At 63.7% G+C, this 23296-nt stretch carries 17 protein-coding genes; 14 read left to right on the top strand and 3 right to left on the bottom strand.

Going from position 1 to position 23296, the window contains the following annotated elements:
• Nucleotides 1-19: 19 nt before the first annotated feature.
• From sdhC to sucD, 9 genes are all read left to right on the top strand, one after another.
• Complete coding sequence (sdhC, locus tag NFI08_RS21315) at nt 20-397, top strand: succinate dehydrogenase, cytochrome b556 subunit (protein WP_045992952.1); 378 nt, start codon at nt 20-22, stop codon at nt 395-397.
• On the top strand, nt 391-738 hold the full coding sequence (gene sdhD, locus NFI08_RS21310) for a succinate dehydrogenase, hydrophobic membrane anchor protein (protein WP_045992951.1): 348 nt from the start codon (nt 391-393) through the stop codon (nt 736-738). The genes sdhC and sdhD overlap by 7 nt, the downstream gene beginning before the upstream one ends.
• A 3-nt stretch (nt 739-741) precedes the next feature.
• A complete protein-coding gene (sdhA, locus tag NFI08_RS21305) occupies nt 742-2514 on the top strand; it encodes a succinate dehydrogenase flavoprotein subunit (RefSeq protein ID WP_045992950.1) in 1773 nt (590 codons plus the stop codon).
• 12 nt (nt 2515-2526) lie between these two features.
• Complete coding sequence (locus NFI08_RS21300; RefSeq protein ID WP_045992949.1) at nt 2527-3237, top strand: succinate dehydrogenase iron-sulfur subunit; 711 nt, start codon at nt 2527-2529, stop codon at nt 3235-3237.
• Nucleotides 3238-3537: 300 nt separating this feature from the next.
• On the top strand, nt 3538-6375 hold the full coding sequence (locus NFI08_RS21295; protein ID WP_349591427.1) for a 2-oxoglutarate dehydrogenase E1 component: 2838 nt from the start codon (nt 3538-3540) through the stop codon (nt 6373-6375).
• A gap of 39 nt (nt 6376-6414) precedes the next feature.
• On the top strand, nt 6415-8001 hold the full coding sequence (gene odhB / locus NFI08_RS21290; RefSeq protein WP_349591426.1) for a 2-oxoglutarate dehydrogenase complex dihydrolipoyllysine-residue succinyltransferase: 1587 nt from the start codon (nt 6415-6417) through the stop codon (nt 7999-8001).
• A gap of 66 nt (nt 8002-8067) precedes the next feature.
• Nucleotides 8068-9504, top strand: coding sequence for a dihydrolipoyl dehydrogenase (lpdA, locus tag NFI08_RS21285; RefSeq protein WP_213228887.1), 1437 nt, complete (start codon nt 8068-8070; stop codon nt 9502-9504).
• 185 nt (nt 9505-9689) lie between these two features.
• Nucleotides 9690-10856, top strand: a complete 1167-nt coding sequence (sucC, locus tag NFI08_RS21280; protein WP_045992945.1) for an ADP-forming succinate--CoA ligase subunit beta — start codon at nt 9690-9692, stop codon at nt 10854-10856.
• Nucleotides 10856-11728, top strand: coding sequence for a succinate--CoA ligase subunit alpha (gene sucD / locus NFI08_RS21275; protein ID WP_045992944.1), 873 nt, complete (start codon nt 10856-10858; stop codon nt 11726-11728). The genes sucC and sucD overlap by 1 nt, the downstream gene beginning before the upstream one ends.
• A gap of 136 nt (nt 11729-11864) precedes the next feature.
• Here sucD and gpgF read toward each other — a convergent pair whose 3' ends face one another.
• Nucleotides 11865-12911 (bottom strand): glucosaminyl phosphatidylglycerol flippase, encoded by a 1047-nt coding sequence (gene gpgF, locus NFI08_RS21270; protein ID WP_108449048.1) that lies wholly within the window; start codon nt 12909-12911, stop codon nt 11865-11867.
• Nucleotides 12904-14019 (bottom strand): N-acetylglucosaminyl phosphatidylglycerol synthase, encoded by a 1116-nt coding sequence (gpgS, locus tag NFI08_RS21265; protein ID WP_213228883.1) that lies wholly within the window; start codon nt 14017-14019, stop codon nt 12904-12906. Before gpgS ends, gpgF begins: the two co-directional genes overlap by 8 nt.
• A gap of 349 nt (nt 14020-14368) precedes the next feature.
• Here gpgS and NFI08_RS21260 point away from each other — a divergent pair, with 349 nt between their 5' ends.
• Nucleotides 14369-16987 (top strand): T6SS effector BTH_I2691 family protein, encoded by a 2619-nt coding sequence (locus NFI08_RS21260; protein WP_349591652.1) that lies wholly within the window; start codon nt 14369-14371, stop codon nt 16985-16987.
• Between the two features lie 70 nt (nt 16988-17057).
• Complete coding sequence (locus NFI08_RS21255) at nt 17058-17993, top strand: DUF6708 domain-containing protein (protein WP_349591425.1); 936 nt, start codon at nt 17058-17060, stop codon at nt 17991-17993.
• Nucleotides 17994-18154: 161 nt separating this feature from the next.
• Here the strand turns inward: NFI08_RS21255 and NFI08_RS21250 are convergent, their stop codons facing one another.
• A complete protein-coding gene (locus tag NFI08_RS21250) occupies nt 18155-20095 on the bottom strand; it encodes an exoribonuclease II (protein ID WP_108449052.1) in 1941 nt (646 codons plus the stop codon).
• Nucleotides 20096-20412: 317 nt separating this feature from the next.
• Here NFI08_RS21250 and NFI08_RS21245 point away from each other — a divergent pair, with 317 nt between their 5' ends.
• The 3 genes from NFI08_RS21245 to NFI08_RS21235 are packed head-to-tail and all read left to right on the top strand — an operon-like array spanning nt 20413 to nt 23296.
• A complete protein-coding gene (locus tag NFI08_RS21245) occupies nt 20413-21147 on the top strand; it encodes a GntR family transcriptional regulator (protein WP_108133240.1) in 735 nt (244 codons plus the stop codon).
• Nucleotides 21148-21156: 9 nt separating this feature from the next.
• A complete protein-coding gene (gene nagA / locus NFI08_RS21240) occupies nt 21157-22293 on the top strand; it encodes an N-acetylglucosamine-6-phosphate deacetylase (protein ID WP_108449053.1) in 1137 nt (378 codons plus the stop codon).
• Nucleotides 22277-23296: an SIS domain-containing protein gene (locus tag NFI08_RS21235; RefSeq protein WP_349591424.1), complete on the top strand. Its 1020-nt coding sequence runs from the start codon at nt 22277-22279 to the stop codon at nt 23294-23296. Before nagA ends, NFI08_RS21235 begins: the two co-directional genes overlap by 17 nt.

Below are 23296 nucleotides of genomic sequence, written 5' to 3'. Positions count from 1 at the left end.
AGAGAGTGTGTAGAGAGCCGTGAATAGCAAACGACCCGTAAATCTGGATCTATCCACGATCCACTTCCCCCTTCCCGCCTTGACGTCGATTACCCACCGGGTCACTGGCGTCATTCTCTTCGTCGGTCTGATCTTCGGCTTCTGGGCGTTGGACGCCTCGTTGTCCTCGCCGGCCGGTTTCGACGCCGTACGCGATGCGCTGGCGCACAACTTCTTCGCCAAGCTGGTGGCCTGGGGACTGTTGTCCGCTCTGGCCTTCCACTTCGTCGCCGGCTGCAAGCACTTCATTATGGACGCCAACATCGGCGTGTCATTGGAAGGTGCGGTGAAAAAGGCGCAGATCACCATCGTGGCGAGCGTTGTCCTGATCATTCTGGCGGGAGTCTGGGTATGGTAACCAACATCACGAGCTTCAGCCGCAGCGGCCTGTCCGACTGGATCATCCAGCGCGCCAGTGCGGTTGTCATGGCGCTCTACACGGTCTTTCTGGTGGTCTATCTGCTGGCTCATCCGCAGCTCGACTATGCCACCTGGAGCGGTCTGTTCGAGCAGACCTGGATGCGAATCTTCTCGTTGCTGGCCTTCGTCTCGCTGGCCGCCCATGCCTGGGTGGGCCTGTGGACCGTGACCACCGACTACATCAAGCCGACCGCCATTCGTGTCGGCACCCAGTCCGTCATCATCATTGCCATCTTCGTGTTCCTGGTCTGGGGCATCCAAGTGCTGTGGGGAGCCTGATACATGTCAACCATGCGTAGTTTGACCTTTGACGCCATCATCATCGGTGGCGGTGGTGCCGGCCTTCGTGCGGCGCTGGAGCTGGCCAAGTCCGGCAAGAAGACCGCGGTGCTGTCCAAGGTCTTCCCGACGCGTTCGCACACCGTGTCCGCCCAGGGCGGCATTACCTGTGCCATCGCTTCCTCCGACCCCAACGACGACTGGCGCTGGCACATGTACGACACCGTCAAGGGCGGTGACTACATCACCGACCAGGACGCTGCGGAATACATGTGTTCCGAGGGGCCGAAGGCGGTGTTCGAACTCGAGCACATGGGCCTGCCGTTTTCCCGTTTCGACAATGGGCGGATCTATCAGCGCCCGTTCGGTGGTCAGTCCAAGAACTTTGGCGAAGGCGGCCAGGCGGCCCGTACCTGCGCTGCGGCCGACCGTACCGGACACGCTCTGCTGCACACGCTGTACCAGAACAATCTGAAAAATAACACCACCTTTCTCAATGAATGGTACGCCGTTGACCTGGTGAAGAACGCCAACGGTGACGTGGTTGGCTGTATCGCCATGGATATCGAGACTGGTGAAGTGGTGCACGTCAAGTCCAAGGCTACCGTGCTGGCCACCGGCGGTTCCGGTCGCATCTATGCCTCCACCACCAATGCCCTGATCAACACCGGTGACGGTATCGGCATGGCGCTGCGTGCCGGTGTGCCGATGCAGGACATGGAAATGTGGCAGTTCCACCCGACCGGTATCCACGGTGCCGGTGTGCTGGTGACAGAAGGTTGTCGCGGCGAAGGCGGCTATCTGGTCAACAAGGACGGCGAGCGCTTCATGGAGCGTTATGCGCCGAACGCCAAGGACCTGGCCGGCCGCGATGTGGTTGCGCGTTCCATGGTCATGGAAATCCTCGAAGGCCGTGGTTGTGGCGAAGACGGCGATCACGTCTTCCTCAAGCTCGATCACCTGGGCGAAGAGGTGCTGTCCAAGCGTCTGCCGGGTATCGTCGAGCTGGCCAAGACCTTCGCCCACGTGGATCCGGCCAAGGAGCCGATCCCGGTGGTGCCGACCTGCCACTACATGATGGGTGGTATTGCCACCAACGTGCATGGTCAGGCGATTGCCCAGGATGCCGACGGCAACGACCAGATCATCAATGGTCTCTACGCCTGTGGCGAGGCAGCTTGTGTCTCCGTGCACGGTGCCAACCGCCTGGGCGGCAACTCGCTGCTGGATCTGGTGGTGTTCGGGCGTGCCGCCGGCATGTACATCGAGAGCGCGCTCAATGAAGGCATCGAGTACCTGGATGCCCGCGAGTCCGACATCGAGACCGCGATGAAGCGCATCACTCGCTGGAACGAGTCCGAAGGCGGCGAGAGCGTGCCTGAGCTCAAGCGCGAGCTGCAGAGCATCATGCAGAACTCCTTCGGCGTGTTCCGCGAAGAGAAGAACATGGTCGAGGGCGTCGAGAAGCTGGCCGAACTGCGTGGACGAATCGCCAACGCTCATCTGGCCGACAAGTCCCATGCGTTCAACACTGCCCGGGTCGAGGCTCTCGAGCTCGACAACCTGATGGAAGTGGCCGAGGCCACCGCCATCGCTGCACTGGAGCGCAAGGAGAGTCGCGGTGCGCACTCCCGCTACGACTATCCGGATCGTGACGACGCCAACTGGCTGAAGCACTCCATGTTCTTCCCCGGCGAGAAGCGGGTCGGTCAGCGCGATGTCAATTTCGCGCCGAAGACCGTCGACAAGTTCGAGCCGAAAATCCGTACCTATTAAGGGGGAGTCAACATGTCCAAGCTTCAGGTATCCCTGTACCGCTACAACCCGGAAACCGACTCCGCGCCTTATATGCAGGAGTTCGAGGTCGACACCCAGGGTCGCGACCTGATGGTGCTGAACCTGCTTGAGATGATCAAGGAGGACGACAGCTCCGTGGCCTTCCGTCGCAGCTGCCGTGAAGGCGTCTGTGGTAGTGACGGCATGAACATGAACGGCAAGAACGGCCTGGCTTGTATCACCCCGCTGTCCGAGGTGGTCAAGAACAACAAGCTGGTGCTGCGTCCCTTGCCCGGTCTGCCGGTCATTCGTGACCTGGTGGTCGACATGGCACTGTTCTACAAGCAGTACGAGAAGATCCAGCCATACCTGCAGAACGACACACCGGCGCCGGCCATCGAGCGCCTGCAGTCTCCGGAAGAGCGCGACAAGCTCGACGGTCTGTACGAGTGCATCCTGTGCGCCTGCTGCTCGACCTCGTGCCCGTCGTTCTGGTGGAACCCGGAGAAGTTCGTCGGTCCCGCCGGCCTGCTGCAGTCCTATCGCTTCCTCGCGGATTCCCGCGATACGGCGACCCAGGAGCGTCTGTCGGAGCTGGAGGATCCGTTCTCCGTATTCCGTTGCCGCGGCATCATGAACTGCGTGGCGGTCTGTCCCAAGGGGCTTAACCCGACTCGGGCGATCGGCAAGATCCGTGAGATGTTGCTGGCGAATGCCACTTAAATCGTGGCGCCGGGCTTGTTATCATGGGCTCGGTCCGGGGCGCGGCATCCTGTCACGCCCCCGGATGATAGCGTCAGGAGCCGGTGCCATGGGCACCGGCTTTTGAGCATGATGCAAGACCGCTAGGCAGATCGACCGCGGCCCCGATGACCGCGGCAGAACCACCAGGGCGCTCGATGATGGTCAGTGCCAAGGGTGACGATGGGCAGGACGCCTTCCACTGAGGGGCCTGCGCCACGCCCGCGGTAGATCACGAGCATCGAGCCCACTACCACCCCATCAGTGCAGGGTGACCGAGAGATGCAACAAGGCATAATGGAGTTGATGTGGCGCTCCTCTCACGTGACGGGCAGCAACGTCCACTACGTGGAAGCGCTCTATGAGCAGTACCTCGACGACCCTAGCGCCGTCTCCGATGAATGGCGCGATTACTTCGACGAGTTGTCACGCCAGGAAGGCGCCCCGTCCGACGAGACCCCCCTCTCACCGATCCGTGATCAGTTCTATCAGCTTGGCCGCGAACGTCGCACCGCCGTTGCCGGCAGCACGCCTGTCGACAGCGAAGAGAGCCGCAAGCAGGTCAAGGTCCTGCAGCTGATCAACGCCTATCGCTTCCGGGGCCACCAGAAGGCCGACATCGACCCGCTGGGGCTGCGTGATCCGAAGCCGGTGCCTGATCTTGATCTGGCGTTCCACCAGCTGTCCAAGGCCGACCTCGATACCGAGTTCCAGACCGGTTCCTTCTTCCTGGGCAAGGACCAGGCGCCGCTCAAGGAAATCGTCGATGCGCTGGATCGCACCTATTGCCGTTCGATCGGCTGCGAGTTCATGCATATCGTCGATACCGAAGAGAAGCGCTGGCTGCAGCAGCGTTTCGAGTCAGTGCGCTCGGCTCCGGACCATGGCGAAGATCGCCGTAAGCAGCTGTTCGAGCGGCTGTCCGCTGCCGAAGGGCTCGAAAGCTACCTGGCCTCCAAGTACCCGGGCACCAAGCGCTTCGGCCTCGAGGGTGGCGAGACCTTCATTCCGATGATGGACGAGCTGATCCAGCGCGCGGGCAGCTACGGCACCAAGGAAGTGGTCATCGGCATGGCCCACCGCGGTCGCCTCAACGTGCTGGTCAACATCCTCGGCAAGAACCCCGGCGAGCTGATCGACGAGTTCGACGGCAAGAAGCTGATCGAGCGCGGTTCCGGTGACGTCAAGTATCACCAGGGCTTCAGCTCCAACGTGATGACGCCGGGCGGTGAGGTTCACCTGGCGATGTCCTTCAACCCCTCGCACCTCGAAATCGTGGCGCCGGTGGTGGAAGGCTCGGTACGCGCACGCCAAGATCGCCGCGACGATGTCGATGGCGGCAAGGTGCTGCCGATCAACGTCCATGGCGATGCCGCCTTCGCTGGTCAGGGCGTGGTCATGGAGACGTTCCAGATGTCCCAGACCCGTGCCTACAAGACTGGTGGCACGGTGCACATCGTCATCAACAACCAGGTCGGCTTCACCACCTCGCATCCTGAGGACGCGCGTTCCACCGAGTACTGCACCGACATCGCCAAGATGGTGCAGGCGCCGATCCTACACGTGAACGGTGACGATCCCGACGCGGTGCTCCACGTGACCCAGGTGGCCCTGGACTATCGTCAGCAGTTCAAGAAGGACGTGGTCATCGACCTGGTGTGCTACCGCCGCCGCGGCCACAACGAGGCCGACGAGCCCTCCGGCACCCAGCCGATGATGTACCGCAAGATCAAGGACCATCCGTCCTCTCGTGCGATCTACGCCGAGCGCCTGGTCAAGCAGGGCGTGCTGAGCGAAGACGAAGCCAAGGCGGTGGTCGAGAAGTATCGCGATGATCTGGTCGCCGGCAATCACGTGGCCAATGCCCTGGTGCAGGAACCCAACACCTCACTGTTCGTCGACTGGAAGCCGTACCTCGGTCACGAGTGGACCGGGCACGCCGATACCACCTTCGACATGAAGCGGCTCAAGCAGCTCGCCGCCAAGATGTGCGAGATCCCTGACGGGGTGAAGGTGCAGCGTCAGGTTGCCAAGATCTACGATGATCGCCGCAAGATGCAGGGCGGTGGGCTGGCCATGAACTGGGGCTTCGCCGAAACCCTGGCCTACGCCACCTTGCTCGAGCAGGGGCACCCGATTCGCCTGACCGGTCAGGATGTCGGACGCGGTACCTTCTCGCACCGCCATGCGGTGATCCACAATCAGGCCGACGGTTCCACCTACGTGCCGCTTCAGCACATGGCGGACGGTCAGCCGCGCTTCACCATCCATGACTCCTTCCTCTCCGAGGAGGCGGTGCTGGCGTTCGAGTACGGCTACTCGACCACCATGCCCAACGCGCTGGTGATCTGGGAAGCGCAGTTCGGTGACTTCTTCAACGGCGCCCAGGTGGTGGTGGACCAGTTCATCTCCTCCGGCGAGACCAAGTGGGGCCGTCTGTGTGGCCTGACCATGCTGCTCCCCCACGGTTTCGAAGGGCAGGGGCCCGAGCACTCCTCGGCGCGCCTCGAGCGCTTCCTGCAGCTGTGCGCCGAGCACAACATGCAGGTGTGCGTGCCAACCACCCCGGCGCAGATCTATCACCTGCTGCGCCGTCAGGTGATTCGCCCGCTGCGCAAGCCGCTGGTGGTGATGTCGCCGAAGAGCCTGCTGCGCCACAAGGAAGCCACCTCGAGCCTCGAGGACCTCGCCAACGGCAGCTTCAACATGGTGCTGCCCGACCAAGGGCAGCGTGATGCGTCCAAGGTCGAGCGGATCATCATGTGCTCGGGCAAGGTCTACTACGATCTGGCCAACTGGCGCGAGGAGAACCTGCGTGACGATGTAGCGATCGTGCGCGTCGAGCAGCTCTATCCGTTCCCCAAGGAAGAGCTGATCGAGACGCTCAAGGACTACAGCGGCGTCACCGACATCGTCTGGTGTCAGGAAGAGCCCCTGAACCAGGGCGCCTGGTATTCCATGCAGCACAATCTGCGCATCGTCGCCGATTCGCTCAAGGACGGCCTGGGCGGTCAGCTGAAGTTTGCCGGACGTCCGGCATCGGCGGCTCCCGCGGCGGGCTACATGTCCGTTCACACCGAACAGCAGCGCCAACTGGTGGAAGACGCCTTCAATCTCTAAGGCGACCATCGGGAAGAGAGAGAACACTAAGGATACGACATGGCTACCGAGATCAAGGCACCATCCTTTCCGGAATCCGTTGCCGAAGGCACCGTAGGTACCTGGCACAAGAAGCCGGGTGACAGCGTCGAGCGTGACGAACTGATCGTCGAGATCGAGACCGACAAGGTCGTGCTCGAGGTGGTGGCGGTGGAAGCCGGCACCCTGTCAGAGGTGCTGGTGGAAGAAGGCGACACCGTGGAGTCCGAGCAGGTCCTGGGCCGCATCGGTGAAGGCGGCGGCGAGTCCAAGGAGGCGTCCGAGGAGTCGTCCGAGAAAGACGAGGACGACGCCAAGGAAGACGCTTCCGAAGCGTCCGACGACAAGGCCGAGAAGAAGCTGGCCGAAGCGCCCAAGGGCGGCGGCGAGAAGCGCGACGTCAAGGCGCCGAGCTTCCCCGAGTCGGTGCAGGAAGGGACCGTCGCCAGCTGGACCAAGAAGGTCGGCGAAGCGGTCAAGCGTGACGAAGTGCTGGCCGAGATCGAGACCGACAAGGTCGTGCTCGAGGTGGTCGCACCGGAAGATGGCGCCCTGGCCGAGATCAAGATCGAGGAAGGCGACACCGTGGAGTCAGAGGCCGTGCTGGCGGTGTTCGAGGTGGGTGCAGGCGGTGGCTCTGCCGATACCGCCGACCAGGAAGCGCCCAAGGCCAGCGCCGACGATGGCGACAGCGACGAGCAGGTCGGTGACAAGATCGTGGCGCCTGCCGCGCGCAAGCTGATCGCCGAGCACGACCTCGACGTCAGTGCCATCAAGGGCACCGGCAAGGATGGTCGCGTGCTCAAGGAAGACGTGCTCAAGGCGGTCAAGGACGGCGGCGCCAAGAAGTCCGCGCCGGCCAAGAAGGCCAGCTCCGGCGCCACCGCAGCCCCGGCCGTGGAAGGCGAGCGTCCCGAGAAGCGCGTGCCGATGACCCGTCTGCGCAAGACCATCGCCAAGCGTCTGGTCCAGGCTCAGCAGACCGCTGCCATGCTGACCACCTACAATGAGGTGGACATGGGTGCGGTGATGGAGCTGCGCTCCCAGTACAAGGACACCTTCCTGAAGGCCCACGACGTCAAGCTCGGTTTCATGGGCTTCTTCGTCAAGGCGGCTTCCGAGGCGCTCAAGCGCTTCCCTGACGTCAACGCCTCCATCGACGGTGACGACATCGTCTACCACGGTTATCAGGACATCGGCGTGGCCGTATCCACCGACCGTGGCCTGGTGGTGCCGGTGCTGCGCGATACCGACAGCATGAAGATCGCCGACGTCGAGAAGGGCATCGTCGACTTCGGCAAGCGCGGACGCGAAGGCAAGCTGGGCATCGAGGACATGCAGGGCGGTACCTTCACCATCACCAACGGCGGCATCTTCGGCTCGCTGATGTCGACCCCGATCCTGAATCCGCCGCAGACCGCGATCCTCGGCATGCACAAGATCCAGGAGCGTCCGATGGCGGTCAACGGCAAGGTCGAGATTCGCCCGATGATGTATCTGGCGCTGTCCTACGACCACCGCATGATCGATGGCAAGGATGCGGTACAGTTCCTGGTCACCATCAAGGAGCTGCTCGAGGATCCGGCGCGTCTGCTGCTGGAAATCTGAGCCTGACCGTGGCAGCGACAGGGATTTACTGCAGAGCCTCTGCACACAGAACGAACAGGAGCCAACATGGCCGACAAGTATGATGTGATCGTCATTGGCGCGGGCCCGGGTGGCTACGTGGCCGCCATCCGTGCTGCTCAGCTGGGTCTGAAGACCGCCTGCGTCGAGAAGTGGATCGGTAAGGAAGGCAAGGTGGTGCACGGCGGTACCTGCCTGAACGTGGGCTGTATCCCGTCCAAGGCACTGCTCGAGGCCTCCCACAAGTTCGTCGAGGCCCAGCACGACTTCGACGACATGGGCATCCAGGCCGGCGACGTCAGCATGGACGTGTCCAAGATGATGGCGCGCAAGGACAAGATCGTTAAGCAGCTGACCGGCGGCATCTCCGGGCTGTTCAAGGCCAATGGCGTCACCGCCATCGAAGGCACCGGCAAGGTCGTGGCCAAGAACAAGGTCGAGGTCACCGACAAGGACGGCGAGTCCAGCACGGTCGAGGCGGACAACATCGTCATCGCCGCCGGCTCGGTGCCGGTGGAGATCCCGCCGACCCCGCTGACCGAGGGTCTGATCGTCGATTCCACCGGCGCTCTCGAGTTCCAGGAGACGCCCAAGCGTCTGGGCGTCATCGGCGCCGGCGTCATCGGCCTTGAGCTTGGTAGCGTGTGGAGCCGTCTGGGCAGCGAAGTGACCGTGCTCGAGGCGCTGGACAGCTTCCTGCCGATGGTCGACTCGGCCATCGCCAAGGAGACCCAGAAGCTGCTCAAGAAGCAGGGTCTGGACATCAAGCTCAACGCCCGCGTGACCGGTTCCGAGGTCAAGGGTGAGGAAGTCGTCGTCAAGTACGAGGACAACGAGGGCGAGAAGGAACTGACCTTCGACAAGCTGATCGTCTGTGTCGGCCGTCGCCCCTACACCAAAGGCGTGGTAGCCGACGGCCTGGGCGTCGAGCTGGATCAGCGCGGCTTCATCCACGTCGATGACCAGTGCCGCACCAGCGTGCCGGGCGTCTACGCCATCGGTGACTGCGTGCGTGGCCCGATGCTGGCCCACAAGGCCTCCGAAGAGGGCGTGATGGTGGCCGACATCATCGCAGGCCACAAGGCGCAGATGAACTATGACGCCATTCCCAGCGTGATCTACACCCACCCCGAGGTGGCCTGGGTCGGCATGAACGAGCAGGACGCCAAGTCCGCCGGTATCAAGGTCAAGACCGGTAGCTTCCCGTTCGCCGCCAGTGGCCGTGCCATGGCCAACAACGCCACCGAAGGCCAGGCCAAGATCATCGCCGACGCCGAGACCGATCGCATCCTGGGGATGCACATCGTCGGTCAGCACGCCGGTGAGCTGATCGCCCAGGGCGTCATCGCCATGGAATTCGGCTCCAGCGCCGAAGATCTGGCGCTGACCTGCTACGCGCACCCGAGCCTGTCCGAGGCGGTGCACGAGGCGGCGCTGGCGGTGGAAGGTCACGCCATCCACGTGGCCAACCGCAAGAAGCGCTAGCAAGACAACAAGCGCCCGGTAATCCTAGGCAAGCCTGTGCAGTTTTGGCAGGCTTGCCGGTGTTTTCCGCGAGCGCATCGCCGCCGACCATGTATCGGTGGCGGTCGGTGGCGACCCGATGACTTTCGTCCCTCGGGGCAGGGTGGGTCGCCGTTCGAGTCACATGCAACCAATGGCATGAATCGATGAACCTTCACGAGTATCAAGGCAAGCAGCTGTTTGCCGACTATGGTCTGCCCGTTTCCAAGGGCTTCGCCTGCGACACCCCCGAAGAAGCCTATGAGGCTTGCAAGAAGATCGGCGGCGATATGTGGGTCGTCAAGGCCCAGGTCCACGCCGGTGGCCGCGGCAAGGCCGGTGGTGTCAAGCTGATCAAGAGCCCGGACGAAGCCAAGGCCTTCGCCGAGCAGTGGCTGGGCAAGAACCTGGTGACCTTCCAGACCGACGAGAACGGTCAGCCGGTCGCCAAGATCCTGGTCGAGAACTGCACCGACATCGCCAATGAGCTGTACCTTGGCGCGGTGGTCGACCGTGGCACCCAGCGTGTGGTCTTCATGGCCTCCACCGAAGGTGGTGTCGAGATCGAGAAGGTCGCCGAAGAGACGCCCGAGAAGATCCTCAAGGCCGAGATCGACCCGCTGGTCGGCGCTCAGCCCTACCAGGCGCGTGAGCTGGCCTTCGCCCTCGGCCTGGAAGGCGCGCAGGTGAAGCAGTTCACCAAGATCTTCCTGGGTCTGTCCAAGATGTTCCACGACAAGGATCTGGCGCTTTTGGAGATCAATCCGCTGGTGATCACCGACGAAGGCAACCTCCACTGCCTCGACGCCAAGATCAACCTGGACGGCAACGCCCTGTACCGTCACCCGGACCTGCAGGAAATGCGTGATCCGTCCCAGGAAGACGAGCGTGAAGCCAACGCTGCCCAGTGGGACCTGAACTACGTCGCCCTGGAAGGCAACATCGGCTGCATGGTCAACGGCGCAGGCCTGGCCATGGGCACCATGGACATCATCAAGCTCCACGGTGGCCAGCCGGCCAACTTCCTTGACGTCGGCGGCGGCGCCACCAAGGAGCGCGTGGCTGAGGCGTTCAAGATCATCCTGTCCGACGACAGCGTGCAGGCCGTGCTGGTCAACATCTTCGGCGGCATCGTGCGTTGCGACATGATCGCCGAAGGCATCATCGGTGCCGTCGAGCAGGTCGGCGTCAATGTGCCGGTCGTGGTGCGTCTGGAAGGTAACAACGCCGAGCTGGGTGCCGAGAAACTGGCCTCCAGCGGTCTGAACATCATCGCTGCCAAGAGCCTCACCGATGCGGCTCAGCAGGTCGTCAAGGCAGCGGAGGGCAAGTAATGAGCATCCTGATCGACAAGAACACCAAGGTCATCTGCCAGGGCTTCACTGGCGGACAGGGGACCTTCCACTCCGAACAGGCCATCGAGTACGGCACCCAGATGGTCGGCGGCGTGACCCCGGGCAAGGGCGGCCAGGAGCACCTGGGCCTGCCGGTGTTCAACACCGTCAAGGAAGCCGTCGAGCAGACCGGCGCCGAGGCCAGCGTGATCTACGTGCCAGCCCCGTTCTGCAAGGATTCCATCCTGGAAGCCGCCAACGCCGGCATCAAGCTGATCGTGTGCATCACCGAAGGCATCCCGACCCTCGACATGCTGGACGTCAAGGTCAAGTGCGATGAGCTGGGCGTGCGTCTGATCGGTCCGAACTGCCCCGGTGTCATCACCCCGGGCGAGACCAAGATCGGCATCATGCCGGGTCACATCCACAAGCCGGGCAAGGTCGGTATCGTGTCGCGTTCCGGCACCCTGACCTACGAAGCGGTCAAGCAGACCACCGACCACGGCTTCGGCCAGTCCACCTGTGTGGGCATCGGCGGTGACCCGATCCCGGGCTCCAACTTCATCGACATCCTCGAGATGTTCGAGAAGGACCCGGCGACCGAGGCCATCGTCATGATCGGTGAGATCGGCGGTACCGCCGAGGAAGAGGCTGCTGCCTACATCAAGGAGCACGTCTCCAAGCCGGTGGTGTCCTACATCGCTGGTGTCACCGCTCCTCCCGGCAAGCGCATGGGCCACGCCGGCGCCATCATCGCCGGTGGCAAGGGCACCGCGGACGAGAAGTTCGCCGCCCTGGAAGCCGCGGGCGTCAAGACCGTGCGCTCCCTGGCCGAGATCGGCGACGCCCTGAAGGAAGCGACCGGCTGGTAAGCGGTCCTACCGTCAGAATAAGCGTCAGAATAAAGGCCACCTCCGGGTGGCCTTTTTTGTGGCTGGAACTCCACCAGATGCGACGAAGGGGCGGGTCGAAGGGGGAAGTACTAGGAAAGGGATCAGGACGGGGCGACTACGATCTGGCCCGCGTGCGCCACCAGCCGACCACCTGTGCCACGAACACCGGCGCGCCCGCCACCAGATAGAGGTGGTAGCTGACCAGGCGCCAGACGATCACCGCCGCCGCGGCCTGCTCTCGGGCCATCAGCGGCAGCAGCAGGGCGCCTACGCTGACCTCTGCGGCGCCGGCGCCGCCCGGCAGTACGCTCAACTGGCTGGCGGCCATGGCCAGCATCTGCACCAGAAAGGTCCAGGCCCAGTCGGCGCCGCCGCCGACCCCCACCACCGCCAGGTACAGGAGGCTATAGCGCGCCAGCCAGTGCAGGCAGCAAAGCGCGAAGATCGCCATCAGCACTCCCTTGGGCAGCGCCAGCGTGGTCGCCAGGGTTCGGCGACAGCGCAGCAGGCGCCGGACCAGCCAGCGCCTGGGCCCCGGGCCGACAAAGGGAGGGGGAGGGACATGGCGCAGCAGCCAGGGTAGCCACACGATCACCACCGCAAACACCACAAGCGCCAGCAGCAGCGCCGCCAGGGAGGCCTCGACCAGGGCCTGGTGAGGCCAGCTGGCCAGTCCGCTCATCGACAGCGACACCAGTACGCCCAGCATCAGGCTGAAGAACAGCATGTCGGCCAGTTGATCGACCAGAAAGATGGCCGAGGCCTGGGCCGGCGGATAGCCGCGTCGTGCCAGCAGCCACAGCAGGGTGGCGACGCCTCCGCTTCCAGCGGGGGTGGCACACAGCGCGAACTTCGACGACATCTCGATCGCCAGGGCACCGCCCTGACCGAGGCGGCCGGCTCGTCCGTCGAGCATCAGGCGCAGGCGCGCCGCGTTGAGGTTCCAGCAGATCACCGCCAGGGCTACCATCAGCGCCAGCAGGGGCAGCGGGAAGGCGATGACCGCAGTGAAGGTGCCGGCGCCCCCTAGCCACCACGGCAGCAGCAGGGTGATGGCCAGGGTCAGGATCAGCAGGGCGGCCTTCCACCACAGGCGCGATCGTATCCCGGCAGGGGCACGCAGGCGCCTGTCCAGCGATGGTGTTGGCCCAAATCTAGCCATGGCGCCGATCGCGCGGGCAGACCGGATCGATGACGGCTTCGTAGTGGTTGAGCAACGAAACCATCACCTTGTCCCAGTCGAACTGGCGCTCGACGAAGCGCCGAGCGTGGCGCCCGGCCGAGCGTGGATCATTGGCGAACAGCGCCTCGGTAGCCTCGGCCATGGCGGCTGCCGAGTGTGGCTGACATAGCACGCCGCCGCCCAATGGCACGTTCTCGATCAGTGCGCCGGCCCTGGCGCCGATCACCGGGATGCCGCTGGCCATGGCTTCCTGGGCGATCAGCCCGAAGGTCTCGCGGGTGCCCGCGTGCAGCAGGGCATCACTGGAGGCGAGCGCACGGGCGACTTCGTGAACGCCGACGCAGCGATTGATGACGCTGACGTTGGCGGGCACCTCGGTGGGCATGCCGGGGCCCATCAACAGCAGGTGGTAGGGAGGCCCAAGGCGCCTGGCGGTGTCCAGCAGCACCTCGATGTTCTTTTCTCGTGAGTAGCGCCCGACGAACACCAATAGACGGCTGTCATTGTCCAGGCCCAGCTTGCGCCTGAGCTCGGGATCGCGCCTGTCCGGGTGAAAGGTCGCCAGATCGACGCCAAGGGGCTGCACCCGCACCCGTTTGACGCCCCAGGACGTCAGACGGTCGGCCATCGCCTGGCAGGGCGCCAGTACGCTGTCGAAGCGGCGGTAAAGGTCGACCACGTAGCGCTCCAGCCGTCGCTGCACCATCGGCCCGAAGCGATCCCCCATCAACCGAGGAAGGTCCGAGTGGTAGAAGCCCACCACCGGCACGCCGAGACGCTGTCCGGCGTCCAGTGCCGCCCAGGCGGTGACGTAGGGGTCGCCGGCTTCGATCAGATCCGGCGATAGCTCCACCAGGGCGTCGCGCCAGGGCCGGCGGCGCAGCGGAAAGCGGTAGCTCTGGCCCAGCGGGATGCGCAGTGCAGGCAACTGGTGATGGTCGCCGAGGCTGTCTCGCTCGGCCCCCGGCACCAGCAGACTGGTGCGCAACTGCGGGAAGCGCGAAAACACCCGGTGTTTGGCTTGAAGGTAGGTGCGTACGCCGCCGCTGGCGGGGGCGTGAAACATGGTGACGTCGGCGAGATGCAAAAGGGGCCTCCATGGCGAGCGCGTCATTGCCATGAGCCTACGAGGGAAATAAGTCAGTTCAGCGACAGGCTGTGTCAGTACGGCGGCACCTCGCCATGAGTCGGTCAAGAAGCAGGCGAGGTACGGGGCTGGCACCTGTATCGGATGTGCCTTCGGTCGCTGGCGCCTTGATCTCGATACGCTCCTGAAGCGCGCTTGTCGAACCGGAGTAGTGGTTAGGTGTTCTCGTACAGAAGTTGGAGGTGGCGACCCCTTATGCTGGGAGAAACAGCGGCGGCAAGGTCCAAGCCGCGTTTCATCGCCCCCAGCACATGGAGCGGGAAGGCGACTTCAGGGAAGGGGGAGAAGTATGGCGGACGTCAGGATTAGCGAGATTGCCGACTGGCTCGAGGCACTGGACGACAACAGCCCGCTGCCAGGAACGAAGCAGCAGGGCTGCCCTTGCTGCGACAGGGTGGGACTACCCATCCTGCCGGTGCGCTACGCGGTATCGGACCGTCACGTCAGCGACTGGTCGCAAGACCTTCCCAGGTCGATGGCGGTGCACGCCAATCGCCACTTTCCTGCCCCGCGTGAGACGCGCTATGTCCTGCGCCTGATGCGCGAGGGCTATCTCTACCTGTTCGACGAGAAGCGCCAGCGCTGGCAAGCCTGGCGCATCACTCACGACTCCCGTTTCGAAGAATTTGACCCCTATGGACGCGGGCCGAGAGAGACGGCCTACGGGGACTCGCATATCGATGCGCCTTGCAATATTCCCGAGAATAACCTCTCGGCGCGCCTGATTTCTCTACCGAAGGCTCAGGAAGCAGGCATCGTACACGTTGGCTATAGTGACCATCCCTTCACGCAGGCCATGCTGGGGCGGCTGGAGCGAAACGACAGCGGCCTGCGTGATCGCCTGCTCGGTCCTTTCGATGTGGCTGCCTGGCTCGGTAAGGGAGAGGCCGCTGGCGTGATCCCCTCTACGCAACTCGGCACGCATGTCATGGAGTTCAATGACACCTGTCCCGAGGAACTGCTGGTAAACGATGGTTTTCCTCCTGTTGGCGTCTGCGAGCGATTGCCGTCGACGGTGAGTAAGCTTCGCGATCGGATGAACTGGATGGTCCAGGACGCCCCTCAGTGGATCGACAGGACCCCGATACTGGCGGTGGCTGACCCTCTCGGTATGTGCATCTCCGTCAATCATTTTCGTAACCAGGCCAAGGCTCGCCTCGATCGCTATGCCCGCCGCAAGGATGTGGTGGAAAAGAAGGTGACGTCGGAATTGATCGAGGGCATACGAGAAGCGGTGAAAAGCAAGGCCGAGCACCAGGCTGAGAAACATATTGAACGGGCACGTCGAGCCGAGGTATTTGGTGACCAGAGGCTCGCCCAGGAGTTCGATGCGCTGACGGACGCATCAGAAAAGGCAAGGCGCTGGGCGCTGATGGGCGATATCGACAGGCGAAGAGTCGAGCGGGGTCGCCGCGAGCTCGAATTGCTGCGCGCTCAGCAGGCTGATAACGCGCTAGCCTATCAGCGTCGTGCCATCGAGCAGAGCTGGGAAAAGTATCAGGCCGGCTACGACGAGCATCGGCGTCTGGAGTTCGAGTCGCGCTATAGCGCCCATCTTGAACGTGACAGCCAGGCGGTGGTGAAGCTGGCCGAGATTCACCGTGACTGGTTGATGTCCGATCTGGTCCGTGACGCCATGCTCGGCTACGACGACCAGGATCTGGACAATGGGGCGGCCTATGAGGTGGCAGTGGCCGCCATGACGGTGGGCATGACCACGACAGAGACGGGGCAGGAAACCGTCGCCGAGTTGATCGAACGATCGATCGACGAGGTGGATTCCTACCTGTGGCGTGCCACCTTCGCCAATCACGCCCCGGCCATCGACATGGTCAAGGATCTGGTCTTCGAAAGTGCCTTCTGGGGCAGCAAGATTCTGGGCCCCTTGAGGCGGGTGCTGGGGGCTGACATGGACAACCGCTCCCAGACCGAGCAACTGCTGGCCACCATGGCCAGTCAGATCGCGCAAAAGCTCGGGCTGGTCAGCTACACCAATATCGCCAACCACTCGCTGGCACGACTGTGGCAGGCGGTTGGCTGGGTACGCTATGGGTTCAAGACGTCCTTGATGGTGTTCGATGCCACCCCCAGACAGCTGTTGTCCATGTACGACCAGGTGCTCTGGCGTGATGAACTGGCCTTCCGCAATATCCGGCATGACCTGCGCCACTTCTTCCCACCCTTGCCGGAAGGGTCTCCTGATGTGCCGATACGTCTGTGGGCCTTTGTTCCCACCTCCGTGGACCCGCTGCAGCGCCCGATCATCCAGGCGGAACTTGCCCAGTCGATCGAGATGCGGCGAATAGCCGTCGCATCGGCAATGACGCCCGGCTCCTGGTTGGGCGTCTTCGCCGCCAGCCTGGAGCTGATCAATTCGGTGTATCTGGGCGAAGCCGTGTTTGACGAGAACTCCGCCAGGAGTCAGGCGGAGCGAAACTGGATGTTTGGCGGTGGGCTGCTGTATCTGGCCAGCAGCCTGGTCGGGGTGGCCAATCAGATGATCCACCCGGTGGCGGCGCCGGAGAGCCGTCTGTACAGAGGGCTGGCCTGGGGCGGAGGAATTTCCGCAGCGCTTGGGGGCCTGGATTTTTGGCGTATGGCATGCAGTAAAGGCAGTCAAGGCATATCAAAGCGGGGACTTGGTTCTATTTGCGTTGTACGCATCTTCCTCACTTGTCTTTTTGGGCTCTGGAGCCTCCGCGCTGGCTGCTGTGGCTCAACAGGTAGGCAAGATATCGGCAACGGAAGCGGCGATGGGTTCCTTGATCATCAGTCGCTCAGGCTGGGCCTTGGTGGCTGCCAGGCTGGGTTGGATTGGCCTGGCGGTGGCGCTGTTGATCGTGGCGTTGGAGAAGAACCAGCTCGAGACCTGGCTGACCCGCTGCGTCTTTGGCAATGGAGATGCTGACGTTCGTTACCGGGATCTTCAGGCGGCGCTCGATGCGCTGGACGATATGACGCGCTAGAGGATGGCCGCGATGATCAACGAGTACTTTACCCAGCTGTTGTATCGCGACCGGGGGCTCGACTGGTTTGCCGAGCCGCTGGATATTCCTGTGGACGACGATATCCCCTTTGACCTAAAGACTCGAGCAACCGATGAGCCCTATGACGCCGAGTTTATCTACACAAAGAATGATGTTTTTCTGGAAACCGTCAATGCCGATGAGTTTTGTCGGCGGGGCATGTACACAGCAATGTTTGGCTTTCTTTTTGGTGGGTTGATTCCCTTTGCTGTATTGTTTTTTCTTGAGGTTGCCTGGGATTTTTATACTGATGGTCTAAGCGTTCTGAGATGTGTGGCGCTATTTTTTTGTTCTGTTTTCATTTTTTTTCTTTCCTACGTAGTCTGCAACGCCCACTCCGCCTGGGACTGCTTTACCTATCGCCATGCGGCGATTCGCTTTAACCGTCGAACCCGTCAGGTGCATGTGTTCTATACGCCCAAGCTGGGCGGTCCACGCAGCTATGACTGGGACGATATTCTGGCGACCATCACCCCCTTCGACAACGGCGGCTACTTTGTGCTGAACATCATGGCGGCAACGCCGGATGGAACCCGCTACTACGACAGCTTTCCTGTGGGAGGGGAGTTAGTGAAGCATGAGGAGTGCCTGGGCTGGTGGGAGTATATCCGCCGCTATATGGAAGAAGGGCCGGACCAAGTGCCGGAGCCCGGCTGGTACCACACCGACCGGCTGTCGCTGAAGGAGTCCTTTCTGCGCTGGTTCCCGCTGCGGGAGATGACGCGTGACAAGGCCCGGGGCCATGATATTCGTTACTCCCAATGGCGCATGGTGCTGATGTCGCCGATGCTGGCGCTGTTCTCGTTGGGGCACTTTGTTTCTATGCTGACCAGCCGCAAGGTGGTCTGGTCGAAGGAGATCCTTGAGGCCTGCGGGAAAGGCGAATGATGGCGTGAAACACCGGGAGCCTTGCCAGTCTTGCCTGGTCTTGCCGCCGTTGGGCCGCAGCAATTGAAGCCATCTAAGAAAACGGCGACCCGAAGGTCGCCGTTTTCTGTACTTCCAGGTCGATAGCGGTGTTACCGCCGCGACCGAGCAGGAAGGATCGCTCAGGCGGCGGGCTGGGCCACCAGTGAGCGGGTCTCTTCCTTGGCTTCGGTCAGGGCGACGCGTACCGCGTCGCCGAGCTTGAAGCGCTCCTCGCCCTCGATCTGGATGCGGCCTTCCTTGTCGTCGACCACCACCTTGTCGCGATCTGCGTGCATCAGCGGTGCCGGCACGAAGGCGGTGGCGCCGTTGGCGGTCAGGCGTACCCGCATGCCGCCGCGGTTGATGGCGATGATCTCGGCATCGAACACGTCCTGCTGCTTGGCCGCCGGAGTCAGGTAGCGCACGTAGAGCCAGTCCTTGACGTCGCGCTCGGCCAGGCGGTTGAGGCGACGACGCTCGGTGAGCTGCTCGGTCAGCTCGACGCTGGCCTCCTTCGGCGCCTGCTCGCCCTTGAGCACGCGCTTGATCAGGCGGTGGTTGACCATGTCGCCGTACTTGCGGATCGGCGAGGTCCAGGTGGCGTAGGCGGCCAGTCCCAGGCCAAAGTGCGGGCCCGGCTGGGCGGACATGGCGGTAAAGCCCTGGAACTTGCGCAGGCGGGCGTCGAGCCAGGCATCGTCGCGGCTTTCCAGCGCACGCTTGAGCTCCTTGTAGCGCGACAGGTCGGTCAGCGCCTCACGCTCGACGGCGATGTCCTGGGTCGCCAGGAAGCTCTGGGCGGCCTCGGCCTTGTCGTCCTCGAAGGCACGATGGACGTTGAAGATGCCGTGACCGACCTTGTCGGCCAGCAACGCCGCACAGCAGGCATTGGCGGCGATCATCGACTCTTCGATCATGCGGTTGGCGATGCGCCGCTCTTCGGTGCGGATCGCCAGCACGTTGCCGGCCTCGTCCAGGTCGAAGACATAGTCGGGACGGTCCTTGAACACCAGGGCGTGCTCCTGACGCCAGGCGGTGCGTGCCTCGGTCAGATCGCGGAGGGCCTTGAGCTGTTCACCGATGGTGTCGTCGGGTGCCCAATCGCCCTGGCCCTCGAGCCAGTCAGAGACGTTGTCGTAGACCAGGCGAGCCTGTGAACGCGCGGTGGCCGCGAAGAACTGATAGTCACCGAGGCTGCCATCGGCGTTGACGTCCAGGCGACAGGCCAGCACCGGGCGCTCCTGGCCCTCGTGCAGCGAGCACAGATCGTCGGCCAGCTGCTCGGGCAGCATGGTGACGTTCTGGCCCGGCAGGTAGACGGTGAAGGCGCGGGTGCGGGCCTCGAGGTCGGCGGCGTGGCCTTCCTCGACGTAGGCGGTGGGGTCGGCGATGGCCACCGACAGGCGCCAGCCGCCGTCCTCGCGGACCTCGACGCGCAAGGCGTCGTCCATGTCCCGGGTCTTCTCGCCATCGATGGTGAAGAAGGGCTCGGCGGTCAGGTCCTCTCGCTCTAGGCCTTCGTCGCGCAGCGGCCAGTCGTTGCCGGCGTCGGGGCATTCCTGCTCGAGGGCGTGGCGGGCCAGGGTGACGCGCCAGGGCACTGCGGGATCATCGGTCTTGGCCACCAGCTCGTCGATCTGGGTAAAGAAGGCGCGATCGTCGGGCTTGAGCGGGTGGCGCACCAGACGTGCCACTACCCAGTCGCCGTCACCGATGGCGTCTTCCTCGAGGCTGCGCTTGATGCGTGCCTTCATGGCGGTCTTGATCGATGGGTGATCAGGCACCACCGCCAGGCGTCCATCGCGCTTCTGCACCCGGGCAACGAAGCGCTGCATGTTGCTCTCGATCAGGGTGTCGGGTTCCACCGACTTGCGCTCGCCTTCCTCGTGCAGCACTGCCTCGACGCGGTCGCCGTGCAGCACCTTCTTCATGGCGGGGGGCGGCACGAAATAGGACGCACCGTCCTCGCACTCGAGGAAGCCGAAGCCCTTTTCGGTGGCTTTGATGACACCCGTGACGCGGGGGGTGTTATCGCGGATCTGTTGCTTGAGCTGAGCCAGCAAGGCGTTGTTCTGCAGCATGGTCACGATCGAGTGGCGGGAATAAGGGGGCCACTATACGGATTGTTGCAGCCCCGGCCAAACCCCGTGGAGCCCGAGGCCACAAATCAAGGGGTTGGAAACGGTATCCGGCAAAATTTCACCGCTTCCTGCGCGGCATCCTTGCTACGCCTCCTTTCGCTCCCGTGGGAATACCTCGGTAGAGGAGTTGAGGGGGCGTGTGGGTCGCCGTGAAATGCACAGTCAGGGTTCGACCAATGTGGTATTAGATTGGTATTCAATTGGTCTCTATGTGGAGCTATAGTGGTTATCACCAAGCTCCCAGGGACCACGCCGCCATGGATTCACGATTCGAGCACCTGCACCTCGACGCCTCGCTTGCCACGCCGCTGTACCGCCAGCTGGCCAACGGCCTGGAGGCGGCCATCCGCAGTGGCAGCTGGCGCGCCGGAGAGGCGCTGCCGTCGGAACGCAACCTGGCCGAGGCGTTGGCGGTGTCACGCATCACGGCGCGCAAGGCCCTCGACCAGCTGGAGGAAAGCGGCCTGATCCGACGCGACCGCGGCTCCGGCACCTTTATTCGCCCCAGCATGGATCAGCCGCTGACCCGGCTGGCGAGTTTCAGCGACATGCTGATCCAGCGGGGGTTCTCGCCGCGCTCCGAGTGGCTGCGACGCGAGCGCTGCCAGCCGAGCTCCGAGGAGAATCTACGCCTGGGATTGTCGAGCAATGCCCAGGTGTCGCGACTCAAGCGTCTGCGTCTGGCCGATGACGTGGTGATGGCGGTGGAGGAGAGCTGCCTGCCGGTCACGGTGCTGCCGGACCCCATGGCGGTCGACGTCTCGCTGTATCAATGGCTCGAGCAGGCTGGTCGCCCCATCGTGCGTGCCCGTCAGCAGGTCACCGCGGTCAATGCCGACGCCGAACTCGCCGGGCTTGCCCAGGTGGCCGAAGGCCAGGCTCTGCTCAAGGTGACGCGGCTGGGCTACCTGGCCGACGACACTCCGGCGGAGCTGACCATCACCTACTGCCGTACCGACTACTACGACTTCACCGTCGAACTCGCCCGCTAGGAGACCGCCATGAGTACCGCTCCCACCCGCCTTGCCGGCAACGTGCTGACCCCCGAGGGCTGGCGCCTGGGTGAGATTCGGCTGGAACAGGGCCGGATCGCCGCCATCGAGGGCTCCCCCGTGGACCCCTCTACCAATGATGCCCCTCGGCTGATCCCCGGCTTCGTCGACCTGCACGTGCATGGTGGTGGCGGAGCCGACGCCATGGAGGGGCGCGAGGCCGTCTCGACGCTCGCCCGCACTCACCTGCGGTTTGGCACCACCAGCCTGCTGGCGACCACCATGACCGCGCGCCCGGAAGAGGTGCGTGCGGTGCTGGGTGAGATCTCAGGCTATATGGAAGCCCCGGACCCCGCGGCTTCCCGGGTGCTCGGCGTACACCTCGAAGGGCCCTTCATCAATCCTGGCAAGCTCGGCGCCCAGCCGGCCCACGCCCAGGTCGCCAGCGTCGCTGAAATGGATGAACTGATGGCGTTGGCACCCATCCTGCTGATCACCCTGGCACCGGAAATCAGCGGGCATGGCGAGGTGATCCGTCACCTCACCGACAAGGGCGTGCGCGTCCAGCTGGGCCATACCCTGGGCAGCTACGAAGAAGGTGTCGAGGCGCTGTCCCACGGCGCCTGCGGCTTTACCCACCTGTTCAACGCCATGACCGCGCTGCACCACCGCAAGCCGGGCATGGTCGGGGCGGCGCTGGCCCACGCCGAGTACGCCGAGATCATTCCCGATCTGCTGCATGTACATCCCGGCGCCATTCGCACCGCGCTGCGCTGCATTCCGCGGCTCTATGCGGTGACCGATTCCACCGCGGCGGCGGGCATGCCCGATGGCGACTACCGCCTGGGCGAGCAGAAGGTGACCAAGTGCCTGGGCGGCGTGCGTCTGGCCGACGGCACCCTGGCCGGCAGCACCCTGACCATGGACCAGGCGCTGCGCAACTTCGTCAGTGTCGGGCTCAGCCTGGCCGAGGCCTCGGATCGGCTGTCGCGCTTTCCCGCGGACTTCCTCGGGCGCCGTGACATCGGCCGCCTGGAGGCCGGGGCCCGCGCCGATATTGTGACCCTCGACCCCGAACTCACCCTTACCTCTGTCCATCTGGACGGTCGTCTTGTCTCTGGAGAATCCCATGTCACTCATGCTTGAAGAGGCGCTGAACGCGCCGGAACGCCTGCGCGGTCAGTTGACGCGTAACCAGACAGTGCTGCGGGAACTGGGTGATCGCCTGCGTGCCGAGCCGCCGACAGGCGCCGTCACCGTGGCCAGGGGCAGCTCTGACCACGCCGCCAGCTATCTCGCCTACCTGTGCATGCAGACTCGCGGCATTCCGGTGGCCTCGCTGCCGCCGTCACTGTCGACCCTGTCGCGTACGCCCTGGCGATTGGCCGGCCAGCTGTCCATCGCCATCTCCCAGTCGGGCCAGAGTCCCGACCTGGTGGCGAGCCAGGAGGCGCTGAAGCAGGGTGGTGCCACCACCATCGCGCTGGTCAATACGCCGGAGTCACCACTGGGCCGGGCGAGCGATCTGGAAGTGCCGTTGTTTGCCGGTGAAGAGAAGAGTGTGGCGGCCACCAAGAGCTTCCTGGCGACTCTGTCCGCCGGTGCCCAGCTGATGGCCCACTGGAACGAGAGCGCCATGCTGCTGGGGGCGCTCAATGAGCTGCCCGACCGCCTCACCGACGCCGCCGCCCAGGACTGGAGCCCGGCGGTAGAAGCGCTCAAGGACGCCGATCGGTTGATGGTCATCGGCCGGGGTACCGGGCTTGGCATCGCCCAGGAGGCGGCGCTCAAGTTCAAGGAAACCTGCGCCATTCAGGCAGAGCCCTTCAGTGGCGCCGAGGTCAAGCACGGCCCCATGGCGCTGATCGAGCCAGGCTATCCGGTACTGGTGTTCGCCCCCCCCGGCGCCGAACAGCAGGGCTTGCTGGAGCTGGCCGAGTGGCTCGAGAGCGTGGGTGCCAAGGTGCTGCTGGCCGCCGACGACCGTGTGGCCAAGCGCCATCTGACATTGACCTCGGCGGGTCACGAGGCGCTGGAACCGGTGTCGGTGATCCAGAGTTTCTATCCGATGGTGGCCCGCCTGGCCGAGGCTCGCGGTATCGATCCGGATCAACCGAGGCACCTGCGCAAGGTGACCTGCACGCTCTAA

The organism is Halomonas sp. EF61 (assembly GCF_040147045.1).
Taxonomy (GTDB): Bacteria; Pseudomonadota; Gammaproteobacteria; order Pseudomonadales; family Halomonadaceae; genus Halomonas; species Halomonas litopenaei.
The sequence above is the reverse complement of the archived record's forward strand: the minus strand, read 5'-3'. Positions and strand labels throughout refer to the sequence as shown.

Bases quoted from the DNA above. Each gene is read 5' to 3' on its own strand.
- sdhD (WP_045992951.1), top strand. From the start codon at position 391: ATGGTAACCAACATCACGAGCTTCAGCCGCAGCGGCCTGTCCGACTGG.
- sdhA (WP_045992950.1), top strand. From the start codon at position 742: ATGTCAACCATGCGTAGTTTGACCTTTGACGCCATCATCATCGGTGGC.
- NFI08_RS21300 (WP_045992949.1), top strand. From the start codon at position 2,527: ATGTCCAAGCTTCAGGTATCCCTGTACCGCTACAACCCGGAAACCGAC.
- NFI08_RS21295 (WP_349591427.1), top strand. From the start codon at position 3,538: ATGCAACAAGGCATAATGGAGTTGATGTGGCGCTCCTCTCACGTGACG.
- odhB (WP_349591426.1), top strand. From the start codon at position 6,415: ATGGCTACCGAGATCAAGGCACCATCCTTTCCGGAATCCGTTGCCGAA.
- lpdA (WP_213228887.1), top strand. From the start codon at position 8,068: ATGGCCGACAAGTATGATGTGATCGTCATTGGCGCGGGCCCGGGTGGC.
- sucC (WP_045992945.1), top strand. From the start codon at position 9,690: ATGAACCTTCACGAGTATCAAGGCAAGCAGCTGTTTGCCGACTATGGT.
- sucD (WP_045992944.1), top strand. From the start codon at position 10,856: ATGAGCATCCTGATCGACAAGAACACCAAGGTCATCTGCCAGGGCTTC.
- gpgF (WP_108449048.1), bottom strand. From the start codon at position 12,911: ATGGCTAGATTTGGGCCAACACCATCGCTGGACAGGCGCCTGCGTGCC.
- NFI08_RS21260 (WP_349591652.1), top strand. From the start codon at position 14,369: ATGGCGGACGTCAGGATTAGCGAGATTGCCGACTGGCTCGAGGCACTG.
- NFI08_RS21255 (WP_349591425.1), top strand. From the start codon at position 17,058: ATGATCAACGAGTACTTTACCCAGCTGTTGTATCGCGACCGGGGGCTC.
- NFI08_RS21250 (WP_108449052.1), bottom strand. From the start codon at position 20,095: ATGCTGCAGAACAACGCCTTGCTGGCTCAGCTCAAGCAACAGATCCGC.
- NFI08_RS21245 (WP_108133240.1), top strand. From the start codon at position 20,413: ATGGATTCACGATTCGAGCACCTGCACCTCGACGCCTCGCTTGCCACG.
- nagA (WP_108449053.1), top strand. From the start codon at position 21,157: ATGAGTACCGCTCCCACCCGCCTTGCCGGCAACGTGCTGACCCCCGAG.
- NFI08_RS21235 (WP_349591424.1), top strand. From the start codon at position 22,277: ATGTCACTCATGCTTGAAGAGGCGCTGAACGCGCCGGAACGCCTGCGC.